Source organism: Bradyrhizobium roseum, from assembly GCF_030413175.1.
Classification (GTDB): domain Bacteria; phylum Pseudomonadota; class Alphaproteobacteria; order Rhizobiales; family Xanthobacteraceae; genus Bradyrhizobium; species Bradyrhizobium roseum.
Genome location: NZ_CP129212.1, coordinates 2,982,476 through 3,000,434 on the forward strand (window position 1 = coordinate 2,982,476; position 17,959 = coordinate 3,000,434).

Consider the following 17,959-nt stretch of genomic DNA (forward strand, 5'->3'; position numbering starts at 1 on the left):
GAAGGCAGATCGACCGGCCGGTCCATTGACCCGAAGGGGTGACACAGTGACGATCCAGAAGAATTGGCAAGAACTCATTCGACCGAACAAGTTGCAGGTAACGCCGGGCTCCGATGCGACCCGGTTTGCCACCGTCGTCGCCGAACCGCTCGAGCGCGGTTTTGGCCAGACGCTCGGTAACGCGCTGCGCCGCATCCTGCTGTCGTCGCTGCAAGGCGCCGCCGTGCAGTCGGTGCACATCGACGGTGTGCTGCACGAGTTTTCCTCGATCGCGGGCGTCCGCGAGGACGTCACCGACATCGTGCTCAACATCAAGGACATCGCGATCAAGATGCAGGGCGAAGGCCCCAAGCGCATGGTCGTGAAGAAGTCCGGTCCGGGCGCCGTCAACGCCGGCGACATCCAGACCGTCGGCGACGTCGTCGTGCTCAATCCCGACCTGCAGCTCTGCACGCTGGATGAGGGCGCGGAAATCCGCATGGAGTTCACGGTCGCTTCCGGCAAGGGCTACGTCGCCGCCGAGCGTAACCGGCCCGAGGACGCGCCGATCGGCCTGATTCCGGTCGACAGCCTGTTCTCGCCCGTGCGCAAGGTCTCCTACAAGGTTGAGAACACCCGCGAGGGCCAGATCCTCGACTACGACAAGCTGACCATGACGATCGAGACCAACGGCGCGATCTCGCCGGAAGACGCGGTGGCCTACGCCGCCCGCATCCTGCAGGATCAGCTCAACGTGTTCGTGAACTTCGAAGAGCCGCGCAAGGAAGTCACGCAGGAGATCATCCCCGATCTCGCGTTCAACCCGGCCTTCCTCAAGAAGGTCGACGAACTCGAACTGTCGGTGCGTTCGGCAAACTGCCTGAAGAACGACAACATCGTCTACATCGGCGACCTCGTGCAGAAGTCGGAAGCGGAAATGCTCCGCACCCCGAACTTCGGCCGCAAGTCGCTGAACGAGATCAAGGAAGTGCTGGCCCAGATGGGACTGCATCTCGGCATGGAAGTGCCGGGCTGGCCGCCCGAGAACATCGACGAGCTGGCCAAGCGCTTCGAAGATCACTACTGAGTCGACAATTACCGTGGTGGCCGGGTAATCCCGGCCATCGCGTTACCGGGCGAACGCAGGCAGCCCACCTGAGCAACATGTCCGACGAACCGTCGCGACGAAGACAAGGAATAGTTCAATGCGTCACGGCAAGGTTCATCGCAAGCTCAACCGCACCGCCGAGCATCGCAAGGCGATGTTCGCCAACATGTGCGCCGCGCTGATCAAGCACGAACAGATCGTCACCACGCTGCCGAAGGCCAAGGAGCTGCGGCCGATCGTCGAGAAGCTGGTCACCCTCGGCAAGAAGGGCGGGTTGGCCCTGCGCCGCCAGGCGATCTCGGAGATGCGCGACAAGGATCAGGTCAAGAAGCTGTTCGACGTGCTGGCGCCCCGCTACAAGGATCGTCAGGGCGGCTACACCCGCATCATCAAGGCCGGCTTCCGCTACGGCGACAACGCGCCGATGGCCGTGATCGAGTTCGTCGACCGCGACGTCGATGCCAAGGGTCTCGATTCGGGTCCGGTGCAGGAAAAGCAATCCGAGGCGGCGTAAGTAAGCTTTGCTATTTCACGAAATTCAAAAGCGGCGCCTTTGAGCGCCGCTTTTTTGTGGGGAGCGCGCTGCGCTTTTTCCGAGACCAAAAACAAAGGGCCGCCCCTCGGGGCGGCCCTTTCATTTGGTGGTTCACCAGTGCCGATAGTAGCTGCGATGGTATCGCGGACCATAGTAGCGCGGGCCGCCATAATAGGAATATGCCGGACGATAGACGCGACGGACATAGGGACCGCCGTAGTAACCGCCATAGTAGGCCGGCGCATATCCGACACCATAGTAGCCGCCGTAGTAGGCCGGCGCGTAGCCGCCGCGGTAATAACCGTAACCCGGGCCATATCCGTATCCCGGACCGTAGGCGTATGCGTTCGAGGCCAATCCGCCGATCACCGCACCCGCGATCAGGCCGCCGGCCAAGCCCGGGCCCCAGCCGCCGCCGCGCCAATGAGCTTCCGCGGGCGCGGGTGCTGCTATCGCCGTCAAACCCAGGACCGCTGCTGCGGCCAGAACCAAAGGTGCCTTCCTCATGGACCACTCCTTTCCGTAAACAGGCCCCCGATCAACACGAACGAGTGCCATTTGTTGCTTTGATTGCGAGTTCTAAACCTCTTCATCCCGCAGATTTAACATTCATGAATGGTTGTTCAGGACGGCGCTGAAGAGGCTTCCCGCCGCTTGCGTGAGAGGATCGTCAATTTCTTCCTGCTTTGGAACTCAATGCTCCGTGAGCGTTTGCCTTGCGGGACGTGACACGACCGCGCAGCCCGTGCGGGAACGCCGGGGGAACTTTCGGCGGCCTCATGCGTTGATCAGCATGGAAAATTTCGAGCATCGAGAGAAGCCGCCGATCACGAAGGAAGAGCGTGAGGCGAAAAAGGAACGGGCGCGACAGGAAGCCGAAATAGCGATTGCCGCGCGCAAGAAGCAGGATGAGGCTTTCCGCGCCAATTTCCAGCGGCTCAAGGAAGAGCGACTGGCCCGCGAGGCGGCGGAAGCGAAGTGACGGCGCAGCGATGCGCTTCGGTGGTGTCACGAGGGTGGCCATCTCCCTCGTGACCGAAAAGGCTCCCGGCTCAAGCGTGGGGGCCTTTTTGCGTTACGTTATTCTTCGCGGACGCAGTTGCTCTGCTACCACCCCTCCAGCACGATCTTGCCGCGCGATTTACCGCTTTCCAGCAATGCATGCGCACGTTTCAGATTGGCCGCGTTGATCGTTCCAAACGTCTGGTCGAGTGTGGTGCGCAGCACGCCCTTGTCGATGAGGTCCGCCACGTCGTTGAGCAGGTGATGCTGGGCGATCATGTCCGGCGTCTGGAACGAGGAGCGCGTGAACATCGATTCCCAATGCACCGAGATGGCCTTGCCCTTGAACGCGCTCATGGTGAACTCCGGCGGATCGTCGATCAGGCCGAATTTGCCCTGCGGCGCCATCAGATCCGCGATCGCCTTGTAGTGCTGGTCGGTGAATGTGAGGCTTGCGACCAGCACCACCGGCGGCAGCTTCAGCTTTTCGATCTGCGGCTTCATCGGTTGGGAATGGTCGATCACGGCATGCGCGCCGAGGTCGAGACACCATTTTTGCGACTCCGGCCGCGTTGCGGTGGCGACCACCGTCAGGTCGGTCAGGCGGCGCGCCAACTGGATCAAGATCGAGCCGACGCCACCGGCACCGCCGGTGATCAGCAGGGTGCCGTCGTCCCGCAGGTGGTAGAGATCGTGCATCATCTGCAAGCGGGGGTTTGATGTGAGCAGCGGCACTTCTGCATGGGGTATGGCGCCGAGCCGGTCGAACAGCAATTCCCAGGCGGTGATCGAGGTCAGCGGCAGCGCCGCGGCCTGCGCGAACGACAGCGATTTCGGCTTGCGGCCGACGATCCGCTCGTCGACCAGATGGAATTCAGCGTTGGTGCCCTGACGCAGGATCGAGCCGGCGTAGAACACCTCATCGCCGGGTTTGAACAGGGTCACGTCCGGCCCAACGGCATCGACGATGCCCGCGGCGTCATAGCCCAGGATCTTGGTCTCGCCCTCGGGCGGGGCGGCGCGCTTGCGGACCTTGTAGTCGACGGGGTTGGCGGAGATCGCCTTGACCGCCACCCGGATGTCGCGGCCCTTCGGCTCCGGCTTGGCAGCCTCGAAATCGAACAGCGAATCCGCATCCTCGATGGGAAGTGATTTTTTGTAGCCGACGGCCTTCATGCCCGTGTCTCCTGGCTGGCTGAATTGTTGACCGACTAACTGTCGCGCTGGCTTCGAAATGGCAAGTACTGTAAATATGGGGAACTAGTCCCTGTTTGGATACTATTGGGCAACATTCGGGAAACTGTCATGAAACGGCGAAATTTTGCCCATAGGCCCGGCTGCGCGGTCGAGGCGACGTTGGACCTGATCGACGGCAAGTGGAAGGGCGTCATTCTGTTTCACCTGCAGGCCGGCACCCAGCGCTTTGGCGAGTTGCGGCGGCGGATGCCGGGAATTACCCAACGCATGCTGACCAAGCAGCTCCGCGCGCTCGAGGACGACAAGCTCGTAATCCGCAAGGTCTACGCCGAGGTCCCGCCGCGGGTCGAATACACTCTGTCCGAGATCGGCGAGAGCCTGCGGCCGGTGATCGAGACGCTGCGGGCGTGGGGCGAGGGCCACCAGGAACGGCTGTCCGGTGCGCCCGCGCCCGACGCCGTCACAGCGCCTGATCGCGCGGCCTGACTGCCGCCGGTATTGTGTCCATTTTGTCTTCTATCGTTGCAGCCGCGCGACTATATGTGTCGCGCCAAATTCCGGGATTTCGCATGAATTCGATCCGCTCCTTCGCCCTGCTGCTGGTTTCCGCCGTCGTCGCAACGCCCGTCCTGGCGCAGGAACGGCGTGTGCCGGCCTCGGGCACCGAGCTGCGGCTGTCCTACGCGCCGATCGTGCAGCGCGCGCAGCCGGCGGTGGTGAACGTCTATGCTGCCAAGACCGTCCAGAACCGCAATCCGCTGCTGGACGACCCGGTCTTTCGCCGCTTCTTCGGCGTGCCGGGAATGCAGCCCGAGCAGATGCAGCGTTCGCTCGGCTCCGGCGTGATGGTCGATGCATCCGGGCTTGTCGTCACCAACAACCACGTCATCGAGGGCGCCGATCAGGTCAAGATTTCGCTCGCCGACAAGCGCGAGTTCGAGGCCGAGATCGTGCTCAAGGACAGCCGCACGGATCTGGCCGTGCTGCGGGTGAAGGATGGGCGGGAGAAATTCGCGACGCTCGACTTTGCCAATTCCGACGAGCTGCTGGTGGGCGACCTCGTGCTCGCGATCGGCAATCCGTTCGGCGTCGGCCAGACCGTCACGCACGGCATCGTCTCGGCGCTGGCGCGGACGCAGGTCGGCATCACCGACTATCAGTTCTTCATCCAGACCGATGCCGCGATCAATCCCGGCAATTCCGGCGGCGCGCTGGTCGACATGACTGGCAAGCTCGCCGGCATCAACACCGCGATCTTCTCGCGCTCCGGCGGCTCGCAGGGCATCGGCTTTGCGATTCCCGCCAACATGGTGCGCGTCGTGGTGGCGTCCGCCAAGAGCGGCGGCAAGGCGGTCAAGCGGCCGTGGCTCGGTGCAAAACTGCAGGCGGTGACGCCCGAGATTGCCGAGACCCTCGGATTGAAACTGCCGAATGGCGCCTTGATCGCCAATGTCGCGCCGAACAGTCCGGCCGCCCGCGCCGGTCTCAAGCCGTCCGACCTGATTGTTGCGATCGAAGGGCAGACGATCGATGACCCCAACGCGTTCGACTATCGCTTCGCCACGCGGCAGCTCGGCGGCTCGGCGCAGATCGACGTGCAGCGTTCCGGCAAGACCATGAAACTGACGGTGCCGCTGGAGACCGCGCCCGACACCAACCGCGACGAAATCGTCCTTTCCGGACGCTCGCCGTTCCAGGGCGCCAAGGTCGCCAATATTTCGCCGGCGATCGCCGACGAGTTGCGTCTGGATTCGCAGACCGAGGGCGTCGTGGTGATCGAACTCGCCGATGGCGGCACCGCCGCCAGCGTCGGCTTTCAGAAGGGCGACATCATCCTGGCTGTCAACAATCAGAAGATCGGCAAGACCAGCGATCTCGACAAAGCGTCCAAAGCGGGAGCCAGGCTGTGGCGTATCGTCGTGGTACGCGGCGGCCAGCAGATCAACGTGACGCTGGGCGGATGAGCCCCAAGCAGCCCCGCGAGGCAGCCAACCTCTTCGCCGCGGCGGGGATGGCGGAGGATGCGCCGCGTCCGCTGCCCGACCGGCTGCGGCCGCGCTCGCTCGCCGATGTCGTCGGCCAGGATCACATCCTGGGCCCCGACGGCGCGCTGACGCGCATGCTGGAGACGCGCACGCTGGGCTCGCTGGTGTTCTGGGGACCGCCCGGCACCGGCAAGACGACGGTGGCGCGGCTGCTGGCGGACGCCACCGAACTGCATTTCGAACAGATTTCCGCGGTGTTTTCCGGCGTCGCCGACCTCAAGAAAGTGTTCGACGCGGCGCGCGCCCGGCGCGAGATGGGCAAGGGCACGTTGCTGTTCGTCGACGAGGTGCACCGCTTCAACCGCGCCCAGCAGGATTCGTTTCTGCCCGTGATGGAGGACGGCACGGTGGTGCTGGTCGGTGCCACCACGGAAAACCCGTCGTTCGAACTCAACGCCGCGCTGTTGTCACGGGCGCGCGTGCTGGTGTTTCACTCGCTCGATGCCGCCGCGATCGAAAAATTGTTCGCGCACGCCGAGAAGGCCGAGGGCAGAAAACTGCCGCTCGATGCGGAGGCGCGCGCGGCGCTGGTGCGGATGGCCGACGGCGACGGCCGCGCCTCGCTGACACTGGCCGAGGAGGTCTGGCGCGCGGCCCGCAAGGGCGAAATCTTCAACGCCGCGCAGTTGCAGGAAATCTTGCAGCGCCGGGCGCCGATCTACGACAAATCCGCCGACGGCCATTACAATCTGATCTCGGCGTTGCACAAATCGGTGCGCGGCTCCGATCCGGATGCGGCGCTGTATTATCTCGCGCGCATGCTGGACGCCGGCGAGGATCCGCTGTTTCTGGCACGGCGCGTGGTGCGGATGGCGGTCGAGGACATCGGCCTTGCCGATCCGCAGGCGCTCGCCGTCTGCAATGCCGCCAAGGATGCCTACGATTTTCTCGGGTCTCCCGAGGGCGAACTGGCGATCGCGCAGGCCGTGATCTATCTCGCCACCGCGCCGAAATCCAACGCCGCCTACAAGGCCTTTGGCGCGGCGATGCGCACGGCAAAGGAAGGCGGCTCGCTGCTGCCGCCAAAGCATATTCTGAATTCGCCGACCAAGCTGATGAAGTCGGAAGGCTATGGTTCCGGCTACGAATACGACCATGACGCGCCCGACGCCTTCTCCGGGCAGGACTACTTTCCGGAAGCATTGGGGCGGCAAACCTTCTACGATCCGCCCGACCGCGGTTTTGAGCGCGAAATTCGCAAGCGGCTGGATTACTGGACGAAGTTGCGTAGGGAGCGTGAGCGCGAATGAAAAGTTTTCGGAGCTATCTTGCACAGGCCATCCGGGCTGCCGCTTTCGTGACGCTGGCGTGCACGTTCCCAGCGGCCGCGGAAACCGTCGAGGTCGCGCCCGGTGTGCAGGTGACAAAGCGAAGCTTCACGGCGCCGATGAACGAACAGCCGTTCTTTGGATTCGCGGCCAAGACCGCGGAGCAGAAGGCGGAGGACGAGAAGTTCGTTACCGCCATCATCGGCGCCTCCGGGTCCCGCGAAAAGGCCTTTGGGGAAATCACCAAGCGCGCCTGGATTGCGATCCAGGCCGGCAAGGTGCGTGAGGCTGCGGTGCGCTTCAACCAGGCCTTTCTCGTCTCGCCCGAACAGAGCAGCATCTATCACGGCTTTGCGGTGATCGCGCAGGCGCGCTTCAGCGATTTCGACGCCGCCGACGAGTTGTTCAAGATCGCACTCAAGCAGCCCAATCCGGTGAAAGCGCTGAAGGCCGACTACGGCCGCCTGCTGCTGATCGCCAAGCGGCCGCGCGATGCGCAGGAGGTGCTGGACCAGGCGGTCAAGGAGACACCTGATTTCAGCGATGCCTGGACCAATCTCGCCTGGGCGAGATTCCAGAACGGCGACCCGGCGGCCGCCTGCGCTGCAGCGGAGGAGGCTGCCAAGAGGCGGCCGTCGAACAATTCCATCAGCGACCTGACGGCGGTGCGGAACGTCGCGCAGTGCAAATAGCCCGGCGCCGCCCCGGATACGGCGCGACCCGGTAGCACGCTGTTCGCCGCAACGCCGCCGGCGTCAAGCCGACCTTATTTCGTAGACCCGGATACTCGAAATATACGGGTTGCCCTCGGCCAGCTTCTCGGCGTCGTCGAGGCTCGCCGCATTGACGATCGTGAAGCCGGTGATCGAGTCGGGTCCAAGCGGCAGATCTTTCGTTCCGTTCCTGGAGATTTCGCGACCACTGCCGAATCCGCCCATATCGACGGTATGGGGCTTGGTTGTTTCGAACCACTTGCCCCACGCGGTCATGATTTCCGGAGTGGGCTTCTCAAATCCGTAATGCAGCAACACAAATTTTTTCACGTGCGTTTCCTTTCATCGATCTGGGTATGAGGGTTGGTGCGCCTTCGATCGGCGAGATCGAACAGAAGGGGAAGTTTGCGGACCGGTGACATGGCGCCGCTGACACTTACGCGTTTCGTGTCGATCGCATCCTGCAGCGATACGCTCTTGCCGATGATCTGCAGCACCGCGTCGAAGGGAGCTTCCAGCGTTCCCCTGCAATCGGTAAGACCTTTCTGAATCGTCGTTCCGGAATCGCTGCCGGCCACGGTAAAGCCAGCTGATTTCTTACCGTAGGTAACCACCAGCCCGACCCTGATTTCCGGCGCCGGTGAGCGCTTGGCGATGGCATCGAGGCCGAGCAGCACCCAATCCGGCTCGAACGTGTCGCCCAACACGGGCGGGAACAAGAACCGGCCGCCCCAGCGGATCAGCTCCCGGATCGCGGGTTGAATCTCCCGGCCGGTCTCCGTCAACTCGTACACCTGTGCATTGACCGGAGGCGGCAGGGCGGTTCGCCGCACCATATTGGATTCGATCAGGGCGGTGAGGCGCGTGGTCAGCAATGTGGGGCTCATGCCGTCAAGATGATCCAGCAGATCGCCAAATCGCTTCGGACCGAGAAGAAGCTCCCGGATGATCAGCAGGGTCCATCGCTCGCCGATGATTTCCGCCGCGCGGGCAAGTGCGCAGAACTGCGGGTAGTGGAGGTTGCTCATGTTTCCAGGCTGATTTCGTCCGCATCATCTTCGGTAGGCAAGCGCGATCAACGGGCCGACGATCGCAAATTGCAGAATCGTGAACGCGGTTTCGAGCAGCACGAAATCCGGCACGGAAGCCATCACATTCTTGGCTCCAACCGCGAGCGTGGTGAATGACCACGATAGCAGGCCCGCGCCGAGACCATACAACAGCCCGTCTTTCACGAATGAATCGCTGCCTCGGTTGAATACGCGCGGGAACAACCACGAGAAGATCGCGCCCTGGATGATCATTGAACCAAGTCCGAAGGCGATGATCGGCTCATCCCGGTAGATATGGAGCGCGCGGTACTTCTGCTCGAACAGGACGAGATGCCAGATGAACGCGATCGGAAAGGTCGGCAGCAGATAGGCGGCGAATCCCAGCCAGAAGTCCCGTGAGCCCGTTGAGCGGGCAATGTCGGATGTCGCTGACATCGGAAAAGCTCCAGGTTACTACATTTATTATAGTAAGTAGTACAAAATCTGGAGTCAAGCGACACTGCGCAAGCAGGGCTGCAACGAGGGCGAGCAGCGACGTCATCCGCACCATCCGCTGAGCAATCAGCGGAAGCCGGATTTCTGCCTGATATCGATAGATTTACACTTTACGTAAGTCGTAAATCTTGCTACCTTTCCGGGCGATGATCGTGAGCTATCGGGATAGGCGCACCGAGCGGTTTGCTTCCGGTCAGCGTGTCAAGGAGTTCTCGGGTTTCGCACGGCAGGCCGAGATGCGTCTTGATCGGCTGGATGCTGCGACGAGCCTCGCTGACTTGGCAGGATTGCCGGGCAATCGCCTGGAAGCGCTCAAGGGCGATCGTGCTGGGCCGTTTTCAATTCGGATAAGCGATCAATGGCATATCTGCTTCGCATGGCCCGACGGGATGCCCGGGCCTGTCGAGGTAGAGATCGTCGACTATCATTGAGGAAAGACCATCGTGCCTCGTACACCAATCCATCCCGGCGAACATCTTGCCGAAGAGTTGCGCGAGCTCGGCCTGAGTGCTGCGGAGCTTTCGCGTCAGATTGATGTGCCGGTGAACCGCATCACCGGGATCATCCACGGCCAGCGTGGCATCACGGCCGATACGGCGCTGCGTCTGGGGCACTGGTTTGGCACCAGCCCGCAATTCTGGATGAACCTGCAGCAGAATTACGAGCTGCGTCTCGCCGAAAGCCAGGTCGGCGCGAAGATTGCGGTGTTACCACGCCGTGCCACCCGTCCTACCACTCGAAAACTTGGAAAATCGGCATGAGCCGTCGCGTCAAAAAACCTCTCCGCCCGGCCGGCGATCGCCCCAAGGGCGCGCGTCCGTATCGGGGCTCGGCGGCCGAGCGGCCGCAGTCGTTTCGTCCGGGCGGCAAGCCGCCGGCGCGATTTCCGGCTGCGCCGCCCCGTGCAGCAAAGCCCTTTGTGCCTGAGCCGGAGAAGGTCGCGCCGGAGCTGCCGCCGCTGCCGACCAAGGTTCAGACCGTTGTCGTCACCGCCGATGAGAACAACATGCGCGTCGACCGCTTCCTCGAGGCGCGCTTTCCGGGCCTGTCGTTCTCCCATATCCAGCGCATCGTTCGCAAAGGCGAGTTGCGGGTCAACGGCAAGCGCGCCGACAGCAAGGACCGGCTGGAAGAAGGCCAGAGCGTGCGCATCCCGCCGCTCAAGCTCGATACGCCAAAAGGCGTTGGGCAGCTTTCGGAGGCTGCGACCAAGACGCTGCAGGCGCTCAAGGACATGATTCTGTTCGAGGACGCCGACGTCATGGTGCTGAACAAACCTGCAGGGCTAGCCGTGCAGGGCGGCTCCGGCATCACGCGCAACGTCGACGACATGCTGGAAGTGATGCGCGACGCCAAGGGGCAGAAACCGCGGCTGGTGCACCGGCTGGACCGGGAAACCTCGGGCTGTCTGTTGATCGCCAAAACCCGCTTTGCCGCCACCGCATTGACCGGTTCGTTCCGCCACCGCTCGGCGCGAAAAATCTATTGGGCGCTGGTGGCCGGCGTGCCGAAACCGAAGCAGGGCCGCATCTCGACCTATCTGGCCAAGGAGGAGAGCGAGGACGACAGCATCATGCGGGTGGCAAAGCATGGCGACGAGGGCGCCAGCCACGCGGTGACCTACTATGCCGTGGTCGAGACCTCCGCGCAAAAGCTCGCCTGGGTCTCGCTGAAGCCGGTGACCGGCCGCACCCATCAATTGCGCGCGCACATGGCCCATATCGACCACGCCATCGTCGGCGATCCCAAATATTTCAACAAGGAGAACTGGCAGTTGCCGGGTGGACTGCAGAACCGCCTGCATCTGCTGGCGCGGCGGATCGTGATCCCGCATCCGCGCGGTGGCTTCATCGATGCCAGCGCGCCGCTGCCGCCGCACATGCTGCAATCCTGGAACCTGCTCGGGCTCGAGCATGACCGGTTCGACCCAATCGAAAACGCGCCGGAGGAATAGCCGGGCCTTCAAATCATGATTGCATTCAGCCGAGTCGATTCCAGCGAGTGAATGATGTGCTCTGACAGGAGTTGGGCCGCCGGGGACAGCGCTCCGGGAGCGTGGTACAGCGCGATCTCGGCATCGGGCATCTGGGGCATGTCATGTTCGGTTCCCAGCAGCATCAGGCCTTCCGGCACCATGTCCTTGGACATCACCGTGACGCCGAGACCCGCGCGCACCGCAGCCTGCAGGCCCTCGCTGCTCGGGCTGGTGTAGGCGATGCGCCATGCTCGCTTGTTGGCCTCCAGACCTGCAAGTGCTCGCTTGCGATAGACGTCGGGTGCTGGTGCCAGCACCAGCGGAAGGGGCTGATTGGAGTCCAGCACAAGCTTTGGTCCGGTGACCCAGACCAGCACGTCGCGCCAGACCGCGATGCCGCCTGCCGGGCCTTGGGGCTCGCGCTTGACCATGATCAGGTCGTACTCCCCCCTGGAAAAGCCTTCGAGCAGGCTGAAGCTGAACGTGCAGTTGACCTCGAGCGCGACGCGCGGATGCGCGCGCGCAAAGCGGGCCAGAATGTCCGGCAGGTAGACGGTGGCGAAGTCCTCGGGCGTGCCAAGTCGAACGCTGCCTTCGATGTCGGGCTCCAGGATGCGGGAACGGGCTTCATCGGCCAGATGCAGCAACTGCCTGGCGTAGTTGAGCAGGATCTCGCCGTCGGGAGTAAGCAGGAAATCGCGGCCGTCCCGCTCGAAGACACGGCGACCGAGACCTTCTTCGAGCTTCTTGATTTGCAGGCTGACGGTGGATTGCGTGCGCCCGACTCGTTCCGCGGCCCGCGTGAAGCTGGCGTTGTCGACGACCGCCACGAATGTCCGCAGCAAATCGAAATCGAAGGGGGGTAAGGGCGTGCTCAAATTGAAACCTGTCTGCCGTTCCTCCCTGAACCGTACCATCGAAGTCAACCGTTTCACAGATGCCCGACGTCGGGCGCGGTGAGCTCGCCCGATGGCGGCCTGACAGGATCGGTCCGACGAACCGGTGCGGCAGGCCCCGGCTCCTGGCAAGCTACTTGGCCGCCTTCCGACGGTAGCGAAACGTCGGCATGACGCTGCGGCTCGTTCAGCCGGCGCCGCTCGGCCCTGGGAAGGGCGAGCCGGTCGTAGAGGACCGGAACGAGCAAGAGTGTAAGCGCGGTTGCGGTAATGAGGCCGCCGATCAGCACGATCGCGAGCGGCCGCTGGATTTCCGCGCCCGGTCCGTCGGCGAACAGGAACGGCACCAGCCCAAGCGCCGCGATCGAGGCGGTGAGGGTAACCGGTCGTAGCCGGCGTCTTGCGCCTTCCATGACCGCCTCGCGGAACGGCAATTTGCTGCGCCCACAAACTTCGTTGATGTAGGATATCAGCACGACGCCATTGAGCACCGCGATGCCCATCAAGGCGATGAAGCCGACCGAGGCGGGGACCGACAGGAACTCGCCCGACGCCCAGAGAGCGATCACGCCGCCGATGGTGGCGAACGGAACGTTGCAGAAGACGAGCAACGCCTGCCGCATCGATCCAAACGTCATGTAGAGCAGCAGGAATATGGCGCCCAGCGCAACCGGCACGACGATCGACAGACGCGCCGCGGCCCGCTGCTGGTTTTCGAACTGCCCGCCCCATACCAGAGAATAGCCGTTCGGAAGGTCAATTCGCGATGCCGCCGCCTTGGCGTCGTCGACGAAGCCGACCAAGTCGCGCCCGCGCACGTTGGCCAGAATGGTGGCGAAGCGCTGGCCTTCTTCGCGAATAACCTGTATCGGACCGTCCTCGACGCGGATACTGGCGACTTGACCCAGCTCGACGGTGCCGCCACCGGGCAGCACGATCGGCACCCGTCCAAGATCGGATGCGGAGGCGCGCTGACGCTCTTCGCCGCGGACCACCAGGGGCGTGCGCACCTGGCCTTCGAGCACGATGCCGAGCCGGCGGCCGTCGACCCAGACTCTCAGCGCTTCCTGGACTTCCTCGGCATTCAGCCCAAAGCGGCCGGCTTGGGCCCGATCGACCGCCACCGTGAAATAGCGCATCCCGGCGTTACGAAGCGCAAAAACGTCGATCGCTCCCGGGACTGTCTTGATCGCGGCGGCGATGTCGCGCGCCACCCGGTTCAAGGTCGCGATGTCGTCGCCGAACACCTTGACGACGACGTCGCCGCGCGCGCCGATGATCATTTCCTGGACCCGCATGTCGATCGGCTGAGTCAGCGCATAGTTGATGCCCGGGATACCGTCGAGCACGCGGCGCAGTTCGCCGAGGAACCAGCGCATGTCACGGCCGCGCCATTCGTTGCGCGGGGCCAGGGTCATGAACATGTCTGTCTCGTTGAGACCGACCGGATCGATGCCGAGTTCGTCAGCGCCGGCCCGCGCGATGATCCGCTTGATCTCGGGAATCTCCTGCTTGAGTGCCTGCTGAATGCGCCGATCCGTCTGCGTCGCTTCGTCGATCGAAATGGTTGGGTGCTTGCGTATCGTGATCACGGGCGTACCTTCGTCCATGATAGGCATGAAGGTGCTGCCGATGCGCGGAAACACCACGGCGGTCGCCGCAATGCCGATCGCGACCGCCACGAACAGGCCGGCGGGTCGCCGCATCACATAAGCAAGCAGCGGATCGTAGCCGGCGTGCAGCTTGCGCACCAACCAAGGCTCGGCATGCGCGCCGGCCCGCAGCAGATGGGCGGAAAGGGCCGGCACCACCGTGAGCGAGAGCGCCAGCGCGGCGACCAGCGCCACCACGATTGTCAGTGCGACCGGGCTGAACAGCCGGCCTTCCAGACCTTGCAGGGCCAGCAGCGGCATGAACACCAGGATGATGATGGCGACGCCCGACACCAGCGGCGCAGCGACTTCGCGGGTCGCCTCCAGCGTGAGACGCAGGCGCGTTGGGAGATCGGGCTTCTCGGCCGTGGAAAGACGGTGCTCGACGTTTTCAACCACCACCACCGCGCAATCGACCAGAAGGCCGATCGCGATCGCAAGGCCGCCGAGCGACATGATGTTGGCCGACCAGCCGAGCATGCGCATCACGCCGAAGGTCGTCAGCACCGCCAGCGGCAGGATCAGCGATACCACAAGCGCCGAACGCAGGTTTCCCAGGAACAGCAGCAGCAGGATGATGACGAACACGATCGCCTCCAGCAGCACCTTCTGCACCGTCCAGACCGCCTTGCCGATCAATTCGCTGCGGTCATAAAAAATCACGATGCGGGCGCCCTGGGGCAACTGCGGCGCGAGGGAGTCAAAGCGCGCCTTGACGCCGTCCACCACGGTGCGCGCATTGGCGCCGCGCAGACCGAGCACCATGCCCCAGACTGCCTCGCCGGCCGCTTCGGCGGTTACCACGCCGTTGCGGGCGAGCGAGCCGAATCTGACATCGGCGACGTCGCTGACCCGTACGATCACGCCGTTGCGTGTCGCCACCACGGTGTTGCGGATGTCGTCCAGTGTCTGGATGCGTCCTTCGGACCGCACCAGCAATGCTTCCTCGCCACTGCGGATGCGTCCAGCCCCGTCATTGCGGTTGTTGACCTCGACGGCCTTCTCGAGCATCTGGGTGGTGATGCCGCGCGCCGCCATGGCGGAGGCCGAAGGGATCACCTCGAAGGTGCGCACGTGGCCGCCCAGCACATTGACATCGGCGACCCCCGGCAGGCTGCGCAGCGCCGGCCGGATCGTCCAGTCGAGCAGCGAGCGCTTCTCCTGCGTCGACAGCGACGGGGATTCGATGGTGAACATCACCATCTCGGCGAGCGGCGTCACGATTGGGGCCAGGCCGCCGTCGCTGCCGGCCGGAAGCTGGTCGCGCACCTCCTGCAGTCGCTCGTTCACCTGCGCGCGAGCCCAGAAGATGTCGGTCCCATCGGCGAACTCGAACGTCAGGAGCGCGACCGCGTATCGGGTCGTCGAGCGCATGCGCACCAGGTTCGGGATGCCGCGCGCGGCAAGCTCGATCGGTGTCGTCACTCGGCTCTCCAGCTCCTCGGGGGTGAGGCCGGGCGCCTGCATCGAAACCAGCACCTGGATCGGCGCAACGTCCGGGAATGCGTCGATCGAAAGCTTCTGGTAGGCGAGTGCGCCCCACACGGCCAGCGAGAGCGCCCCGATGAACACGATGAGACGCTGCTTGAGCGCGAGATCCACTAATCCGGAAAACATGGCCTATTCCTTGTCCGCGGCGGCGAGTTCCGACAGCAGTGTGATGACGCCGCGATCGGCGACCTCATCGGTGGCGGCAAGCGCGCCGCGGACCGAAGCGCTGCGCGCGTTTTCCGAAATGACCTGGACGGGCCGCGCCAGGAAGCCCCGCGGGCCCTTCACGAAGATCCAGCTCCGGTCGCGATGGCGCACCACCGACGTCGCCGGCACCGACCACTGTGGTGCGCCGTTCTGGCTGATGCGAATCGTCGCGAGCACGGCGAGGCCGGCGCGGATCGCGCCGTTGGCCGAACCGATTTCGGCGACCGCGACGGCTGACTGCGTCGAGGCATCGACGGTGCGGCCGATCCGGACGACACGTCCCTGCACGCCATAGGCCGGGATCACGACGGCCTGGCCCACCGTGATCGCCGGAAGGCGCGACGCCGGCACCTGGATATTGATCCAGAGCGGATCCAGCTCGGCGATCGAGACCACCGGCGCCGCGGCCTCGACCCGCTGGCCGGGACTGGCCTCGCGGCGCACCACCGTGCCGGATATCGGTGCGTGCACGGTGACCGAGCTGAGGATCCGCCGCGAGTTCCGCAGCGTGTCGATGTCAGCCTCGGACATTTCCATCAGGCCCAGGATCTGGGCGCGTTCGTCGAGTCGCGACTTGGCGTTGGCGGATTCCGTCTCGACGACGCGTAGTTCGCGTTCCGGCGTCACCCGGTTTTCCCATAGAAAGCGGGTGCGGCGCAGGCGGTCGGCGGACAATGCCTCGTCGGAAAGAGCGGCGAGATACTGCCGCTGCGCTTCGACCAGATCTGGCGAGCGCAGTCGCGCGATCGGCTGCCCTGCGACGACGTTTTCGTCGGTAGCGACCAGCACCGCCTCGAGCAGGCCGTTCGCCGGCGCGGCGACCACGCGAAGCTGCGAGGGCGGGATGGCCACTGTCCCCGGCAGCGACAATTCGGTTTCGCCGCGCTCCGGCGAAACCGGGGACGTTACGATTCCCGCGGTGCGAATCTCGTGTTCGTCCATCGGGATTGCGACGTCCGCGGGTTCGGCCGCGAGAGGCGATGTCAGGGGCGGGAAGGCCGCGGCGATGGCGAACCCGACCAACGCAGCCAGGTTGCGCGGCAGGAAAGCCAGCCGCAGCCTGTTGCTTGATCGGCAGCCATTCGCGGAGGCTCGGCGGGCCGGGCAGGCGCAGGTGGTGGTATGGCTTGTCATGGTATTTCTCGTGTGGTCCGTGGAGTGATGTCAGCGTGAGGCGGAAGCGTCCGCGGCCCGATCTGGCGGCGAGCGGGCAAAGGCCGGATCGGCAGTCGCTTTCTGCGCGGCCTCGTCCTTCCCTGCCTTCCAGATCGAGAAGATCACGCTGCCCGCCAGCAGCGCGAAGGTCACGCCTAACGAGATCAACGGATCGAATTTTCCGAAGATCTGGTTCCAGAAGATCTTGAGGCCGATGAAGATCAGAACCAGCGACAGCGCGCGTTTCAGGTAGCGGAAGCGGTGCACGCTGGCGGCCAGCGCGAAATACAGCGCGCGCAGCCCGAGGATCGCGAAGATGTTCGACGTATAGACGATGTAGGGATCGGTAGTGATCGCCCAGATCGCCGGCAGGCTGTCGACCGCGAACACGAGATCGGCGAACTCGATCATGACCAGCGCGAGGAATAGCGGCGTGACGTGAAGCAGTGAGCCGGTGCCGGCAGGATTTGGCAGGCGTACCAGGAAAGCGTCGCCGTGCAGCGCCTTGGTTACTCGCAGACGTTGCTGCATGAACCGCATCAGGCGGTTGTCGACCCAGGCGGACGGATTTTCGGCAACGACCAGGATTTTCACGCCGGTGGCCACCAGGATCCCGCCAAACACCAGCAGCAACCAGCCGAATTGCAGGATCAGTGCGGTTCCGAAAGCGATCATGATGGCGCGCATCACCACCACGCCGAGGATACCGTAGAACAGAACCCGGTGCTGGAGATGCGGCGGGATGGCAAGCGTAGAGAAAATCAGCGAGATCACGAACACGTTGTCGAGCGCGAGCGTCTTCTCGACGAAGAAGCCGGTGAGATATGCCGCACCGCTCTCGCCGCCCATGTCCACCCAGACCCAAGCGCCGAAGACGAGCGCGATACCGATATAGGCGGTGGACAGCAGCAGGCTTTCGCGGACCCCGATTTCGCGCACCTTTCTGTGCAGGACGCCAAGGTCGAACGCCAGCAGGATGGCGACGATACCGCAGAACAGCAGCCACGCCCAAAGCGGCTTGCCCAGATAATCGAGCCCAAGGATGTCGAAAGGCATGCGGCCCTCTAGATGCCGGTGTCAGGCAGAGGACGCGGCCGACGTCCGATGTTGCGCGTTTTGCCAGCGACGAAGAAGGCGGTTGAGCCCACTGTCACGACCGTGTCGTCCGAACGCAGCGCAGCCCGGCGGG

At 63.9% G+C, this 17,959-nt stretch carries 19 protein-coding genes; 9 read left to right on the plus strand and 10 right to left on the minus strand.

Features of this window, described 5'->3' with window-relative positions; all coding sequences use genetic code 11:
* Positions 1 to 25 precede the first annotated feature (25 nt).
* Together QUH67_RS14095 and rplQ are read left to right on the plus strand one after the other, a co-directional pair.
* On the plus strand, positions 26 to 1,066 hold the full coding sequence (locus tag QUH67_RS14095) for a DNA-directed RNA polymerase subunit alpha (RefSeq protein ID WP_300947287.1): 1,041 nt from the start codon (positions 26 to 28) through the stop codon (positions 1,064 to 1,066).
* Positions 1,067 to 1,184: 118 nt separating this feature from the next.
* Entirely contained in the window at positions 1,185 to 1,601 is a 417-nt protein-coding gene (gene rplQ / locus QUH67_RS14100; RefSeq protein ID WP_300947288.1) for a 50S ribosomal protein L17, read from the plus strand.
* Positions 1,602 to 1,733: 132 nt separating this feature from the next.
* Here rplQ and QUH67_RS14105 read toward each other — a convergent pair whose 3' ends face one another.
* From QUH67_RS14105 to QUH67_RS14115, 3 genes are all read right to left on the minus strand, one after another.
* Positions 1,734 to 2,129, minus strand: coding sequence for a hypothetical protein (locus QUH67_RS14105; protein WP_300947289.1), 396 nt, complete (start codon positions 2,127 to 2,129; stop codon positions 1,734 to 1,736).
* A 163-nt stretch (positions 2,130 to 2,292) separates the two neighbouring features.
* Positions 2,293 to 2,646 (minus strand): hypothetical protein, encoded by a 354-nt coding sequence (locus QUH67_RS14110; RefSeq protein WP_300947290.1) that lies wholly within the window; start codon positions 2,644 to 2,646, stop codon positions 2,293 to 2,295.
* Positions 2,647 to 2,729: 83 nt separating this feature from the next.
* Positions 2,730 to 3,800 carry a zinc-binding alcohol dehydrogenase family protein gene (locus QUH67_RS14115; RefSeq protein WP_300947291.1) on the minus strand — a complete coding sequence of 357 codons (1,071 nt, stop codon included), beginning with the start codon at positions 3,798 to 3,800 and terminating at the stop codon, positions 2,730 to 2,732.
* Between the two features lie 129 nt (positions 3,801 to 3,929).
* Between QUH67_RS14115 and QUH67_RS14120 the strand changes: the two genes are divergently transcribed.
* The 4 genes from QUH67_RS14120 (at position 3,930) to QUH67_RS14135 (ending at position 7,826) form a co-directional block, all read left to right on the plus strand.
* The gene (locus QUH67_RS14120; protein WP_300947292.1) at positions 3,930 to 4,307 is read left to right on the plus strand and encodes a winged helix-turn-helix transcriptional regulator; all 378 of its coding nucleotides are present in this window, start codon (positions 3,930 to 3,932) and stop codon (positions 4,305 to 4,307) included.
* 83 nt (positions 4,308 to 4,390) lie between these two features.
* Positions 4,391 to 5,785: a DegQ family serine endoprotease gene (locus QUH67_RS14125; protein WP_300947293.1), complete on the plus strand. Its 1,395-nt coding sequence runs from the start codon at positions 4,391 to 4,393 to the stop codon at positions 5,783 to 5,785.
* Entirely contained in the window at positions 5,782 to 7,116 is a 1,335-nt protein-coding gene (locus QUH67_RS14130; protein WP_300947294.1) for a replication-associated recombination protein A, read from the plus strand. Before QUH67_RS14125 ends, QUH67_RS14130 begins: the two co-directional genes overlap by 4 nt.
* Complete coding sequence (locus QUH67_RS14135) at positions 7,113 to 7,826, plus strand: tetratricopeptide repeat protein (protein WP_300947295.1); 714 nt, start codon at positions 7,113 to 7,115, stop codon at positions 7,824 to 7,826. The genes QUH67_RS14130 and QUH67_RS14135 overlap by 4 nt, the downstream gene beginning before the upstream one ends.
* A 63-nt stretch (positions 7,827 to 7,889) precedes the next feature.
* Here QUH67_RS14135 and QUH67_RS14140 read toward each other — a convergent pair whose 3' ends face one another.
* The 3 genes from QUH67_RS14140 to QUH67_RS14150 are packed head-to-tail and all read right to left on the minus strand — an operon-like array spanning position 7,890 to position 9,334.
* A complete protein-coding gene (locus QUH67_RS14140) occupies positions 7,890 to 8,177 on the minus strand; it encodes a hypothetical protein (RefSeq protein WP_300947296.1) in 288 nt (95 codons plus the stop codon).
* A complete protein-coding gene (locus tag QUH67_RS14145; RefSeq protein WP_300947298.1) occupies positions 8,174 to 8,875 on the minus strand; it encodes a winged helix-turn-helix transcriptional regulator in 702 nt (233 codons plus the stop codon). The genes QUH67_RS14140 and QUH67_RS14145 overlap by 4 nt, the downstream gene beginning before the upstream one ends.
* Positions 8,876 to 8,899: 24 nt before the next feature.
* Complete coding sequence (locus QUH67_RS14150; protein ID WP_300947299.1) at positions 8,900 to 9,334, minus strand: hypothetical protein; 435 nt, start codon at positions 9,332 to 9,334, stop codon at positions 8,900 to 8,902.
* Positions 9,335 to 9,540: 206 nt separating this feature from the next.
* On the opposite strand from QUH67_RS14150, the gene QUH67_RS14155 reads away from it, so the two are divergent.
* From QUH67_RS14155 to QUH67_RS14165, 3 genes are read left to right on the plus strand one after another with little or no spacing between them, the layout of a single operon-like run.
* Complete coding sequence (locus QUH67_RS14155; protein ID WP_300947300.1) at positions 9,541 to 9,825, plus strand: type II toxin-antitoxin system RelE/ParE family toxin; 285 nt, start codon at positions 9,541 to 9,543, stop codon at positions 9,823 to 9,825.
* 12 nt (positions 9,826 to 9,837) lie between these two features.
* Positions 9,838 to 10,155 carry a HigA family addiction module antitoxin gene (locus QUH67_RS14160; protein ID WP_300947301.1) on the plus strand — a complete coding sequence of 106 codons (318 nt, stop codon included), beginning with the start codon at positions 9,838 to 9,840 and terminating at the stop codon, positions 10,153 to 10,155.
* Entirely contained in the window at positions 10,152 to 11,348 is a 1,197-nt protein-coding gene (locus QUH67_RS14165) for an RluA family pseudouridine synthase (protein WP_300947302.1), read from the plus strand. The genes QUH67_RS14160 and QUH67_RS14165 overlap by 4 nt, the downstream gene beginning before the upstream one ends.
* Before the next feature lie 8 nt (positions 11,349 to 11,356).
* Here the strand turns inward: QUH67_RS14165 and QUH67_RS14170 are convergent, their stop codons facing one another.
* Genes QUH67_RS14170 through QUH67_RS14185 form a run of 4 tightly spaced genes read right to left on the minus strand, consistent with a single transcriptional unit; the run spans position 11,357 to position 17,826 of the window.
* Complete coding sequence (locus QUH67_RS14170) at positions 11,357 to 12,286, minus strand: LysR substrate-binding domain-containing protein (RefSeq protein ID WP_300947303.1); 930 nt, start codon at positions 12,284 to 12,286, stop codon at positions 11,357 to 11,359.
* A gap of 14 nt (positions 12,287 to 12,300) precedes the next feature.
* Positions 12,301 to 15,534 (minus strand): efflux RND transporter permease subunit, encoded by a 3,234-nt coding sequence (locus tag QUH67_RS14175; RefSeq protein ID WP_300947304.1) that lies wholly within the window; start codon positions 15,532 to 15,534, stop codon positions 12,301 to 12,303.
* A gap of 3 nt (positions 15,535 to 15,537) precedes the next feature.
* Positions 15,538 to 16,749 carry an efflux RND transporter periplasmic adaptor subunit gene (locus QUH67_RS14180; protein WP_300947305.1) on the minus strand — a complete coding sequence of 404 codons (1,212 nt, stop codon included), beginning with the start codon at positions 16,747 to 16,749 and terminating at the stop codon, positions 15,538 to 15,540.
* A gap of 30 nt (positions 16,750 to 16,779) precedes the next feature.
* Positions 16,780 to 17,826, minus strand: coding sequence for a TerC family protein (locus tag QUH67_RS14185; RefSeq protein ID WP_300947306.1), 1,047 nt, complete (start codon positions 17,824 to 17,826; stop codon positions 16,780 to 16,782).
* Between the last annotated feature and the right edge of the window lie 133 nt (positions 17,827 to 17,959).

Bases quoted from the DNA above. Each gene is read 5' to 3' on its own strand.
- rplQ (WP_300947288.1), top strand. From the start codon at position 1,185: ATGCGTCACGGCAAGGTTCATCGCAAGCTCAACCGCACCGCCGAGCAT.
- QUH67_RS14105 (WP_300947289.1), bottom strand. From the start codon at position 2,129: ATGAGGAAGGCACCTTTGGTTCTGGCCGCAGCAGCGGTCCTGGGTTTG.
- QUH67_RS14110 (WP_300947290.1), bottom strand. From the start codon at position 2,646: ATGGCCACCCTCGTGACACCACCGAAGCGCATCGCTGCGCCGTCACTT.
- QUH67_RS14115 (WP_300947291.1), bottom strand. From the start codon at position 3,800: ATGAAGGCCGTCGGCTACAAAAAATCACTTCCCATCGAGGATGCGGAT.
- QUH67_RS14120 (WP_300947292.1), top strand. From the start codon at position 3,930: ATGAAACGGCGAAATTTTGCCCATAGGCCCGGCTGCGCGGTCGAGGCG.
- QUH67_RS14125 (WP_300947293.1), top strand. From the start codon at position 4,391: ATGAATTCGATCCGCTCCTTCGCCCTGCTGCTGGTTTCCGCCGTCGTC.
- QUH67_RS14130 (WP_300947294.1), top strand. From the start codon at position 5,782: ATGAGCCCCAAGCAGCCCCGCGAGGCAGCCAACCTCTTCGCCGCGGCG.
- QUH67_RS14135 (WP_300947295.1), top strand. From the start codon at position 7,113: ATGAAAAGTTTTCGGAGCTATCTTGCACAGGCCATCCGGGCTGCCGCT.
- QUH67_RS14145 (WP_300947298.1), bottom strand. From the start codon at position 8,875: ATGAGCAACCTCCACTACCCGCAGTTCTGCGCACTTGCCCGCGCGGCG.
- QUH67_RS14150 (WP_300947299.1), bottom strand. From the start codon at position 9,334: ATGTCAGCGACATCCGACATTGCCCGCTCAACGGGCTCACGGGACTTC.
- QUH67_RS14155 (WP_300947300.1), top strand. From the start codon at position 9,541: ATGATCGTGAGCTATCGGGATAGGCGCACCGAGCGGTTTGCTTCCGGT.
- QUH67_RS14165 (WP_300947302.1), top strand. From the start codon at position 10,152: ATGAGCCGTCGCGTCAAAAAACCTCTCCGCCCGGCCGGCGATCGCCCC.
- QUH67_RS14170 (WP_300947303.1), bottom strand. From the start codon at position 12,286: ATGGTACGGTTCAGGGAGGAACGGCAGACAGGTTTCAATTTGAGCACG.
- QUH67_RS14175 (WP_300947304.1), bottom strand. From the start codon at position 15,534: ATGTTTTCCGGATTAGTGGATCTCGCGCTCAAGCAGCGTCTCATCGTG.
- QUH67_RS14180 (WP_300947305.1), bottom strand. From the start codon at position 16,749: ATGACAAGCCATACCACCACCTGCGCCTGCCCGGCCCGCCGAGCCTCC.
- QUH67_RS14185 (WP_300947306.1), bottom strand. From the start codon at position 17,826: ATGCCTTTCGACATCCTTGGGCTCGATTATCTGGGCAAGCCGCTTTGG.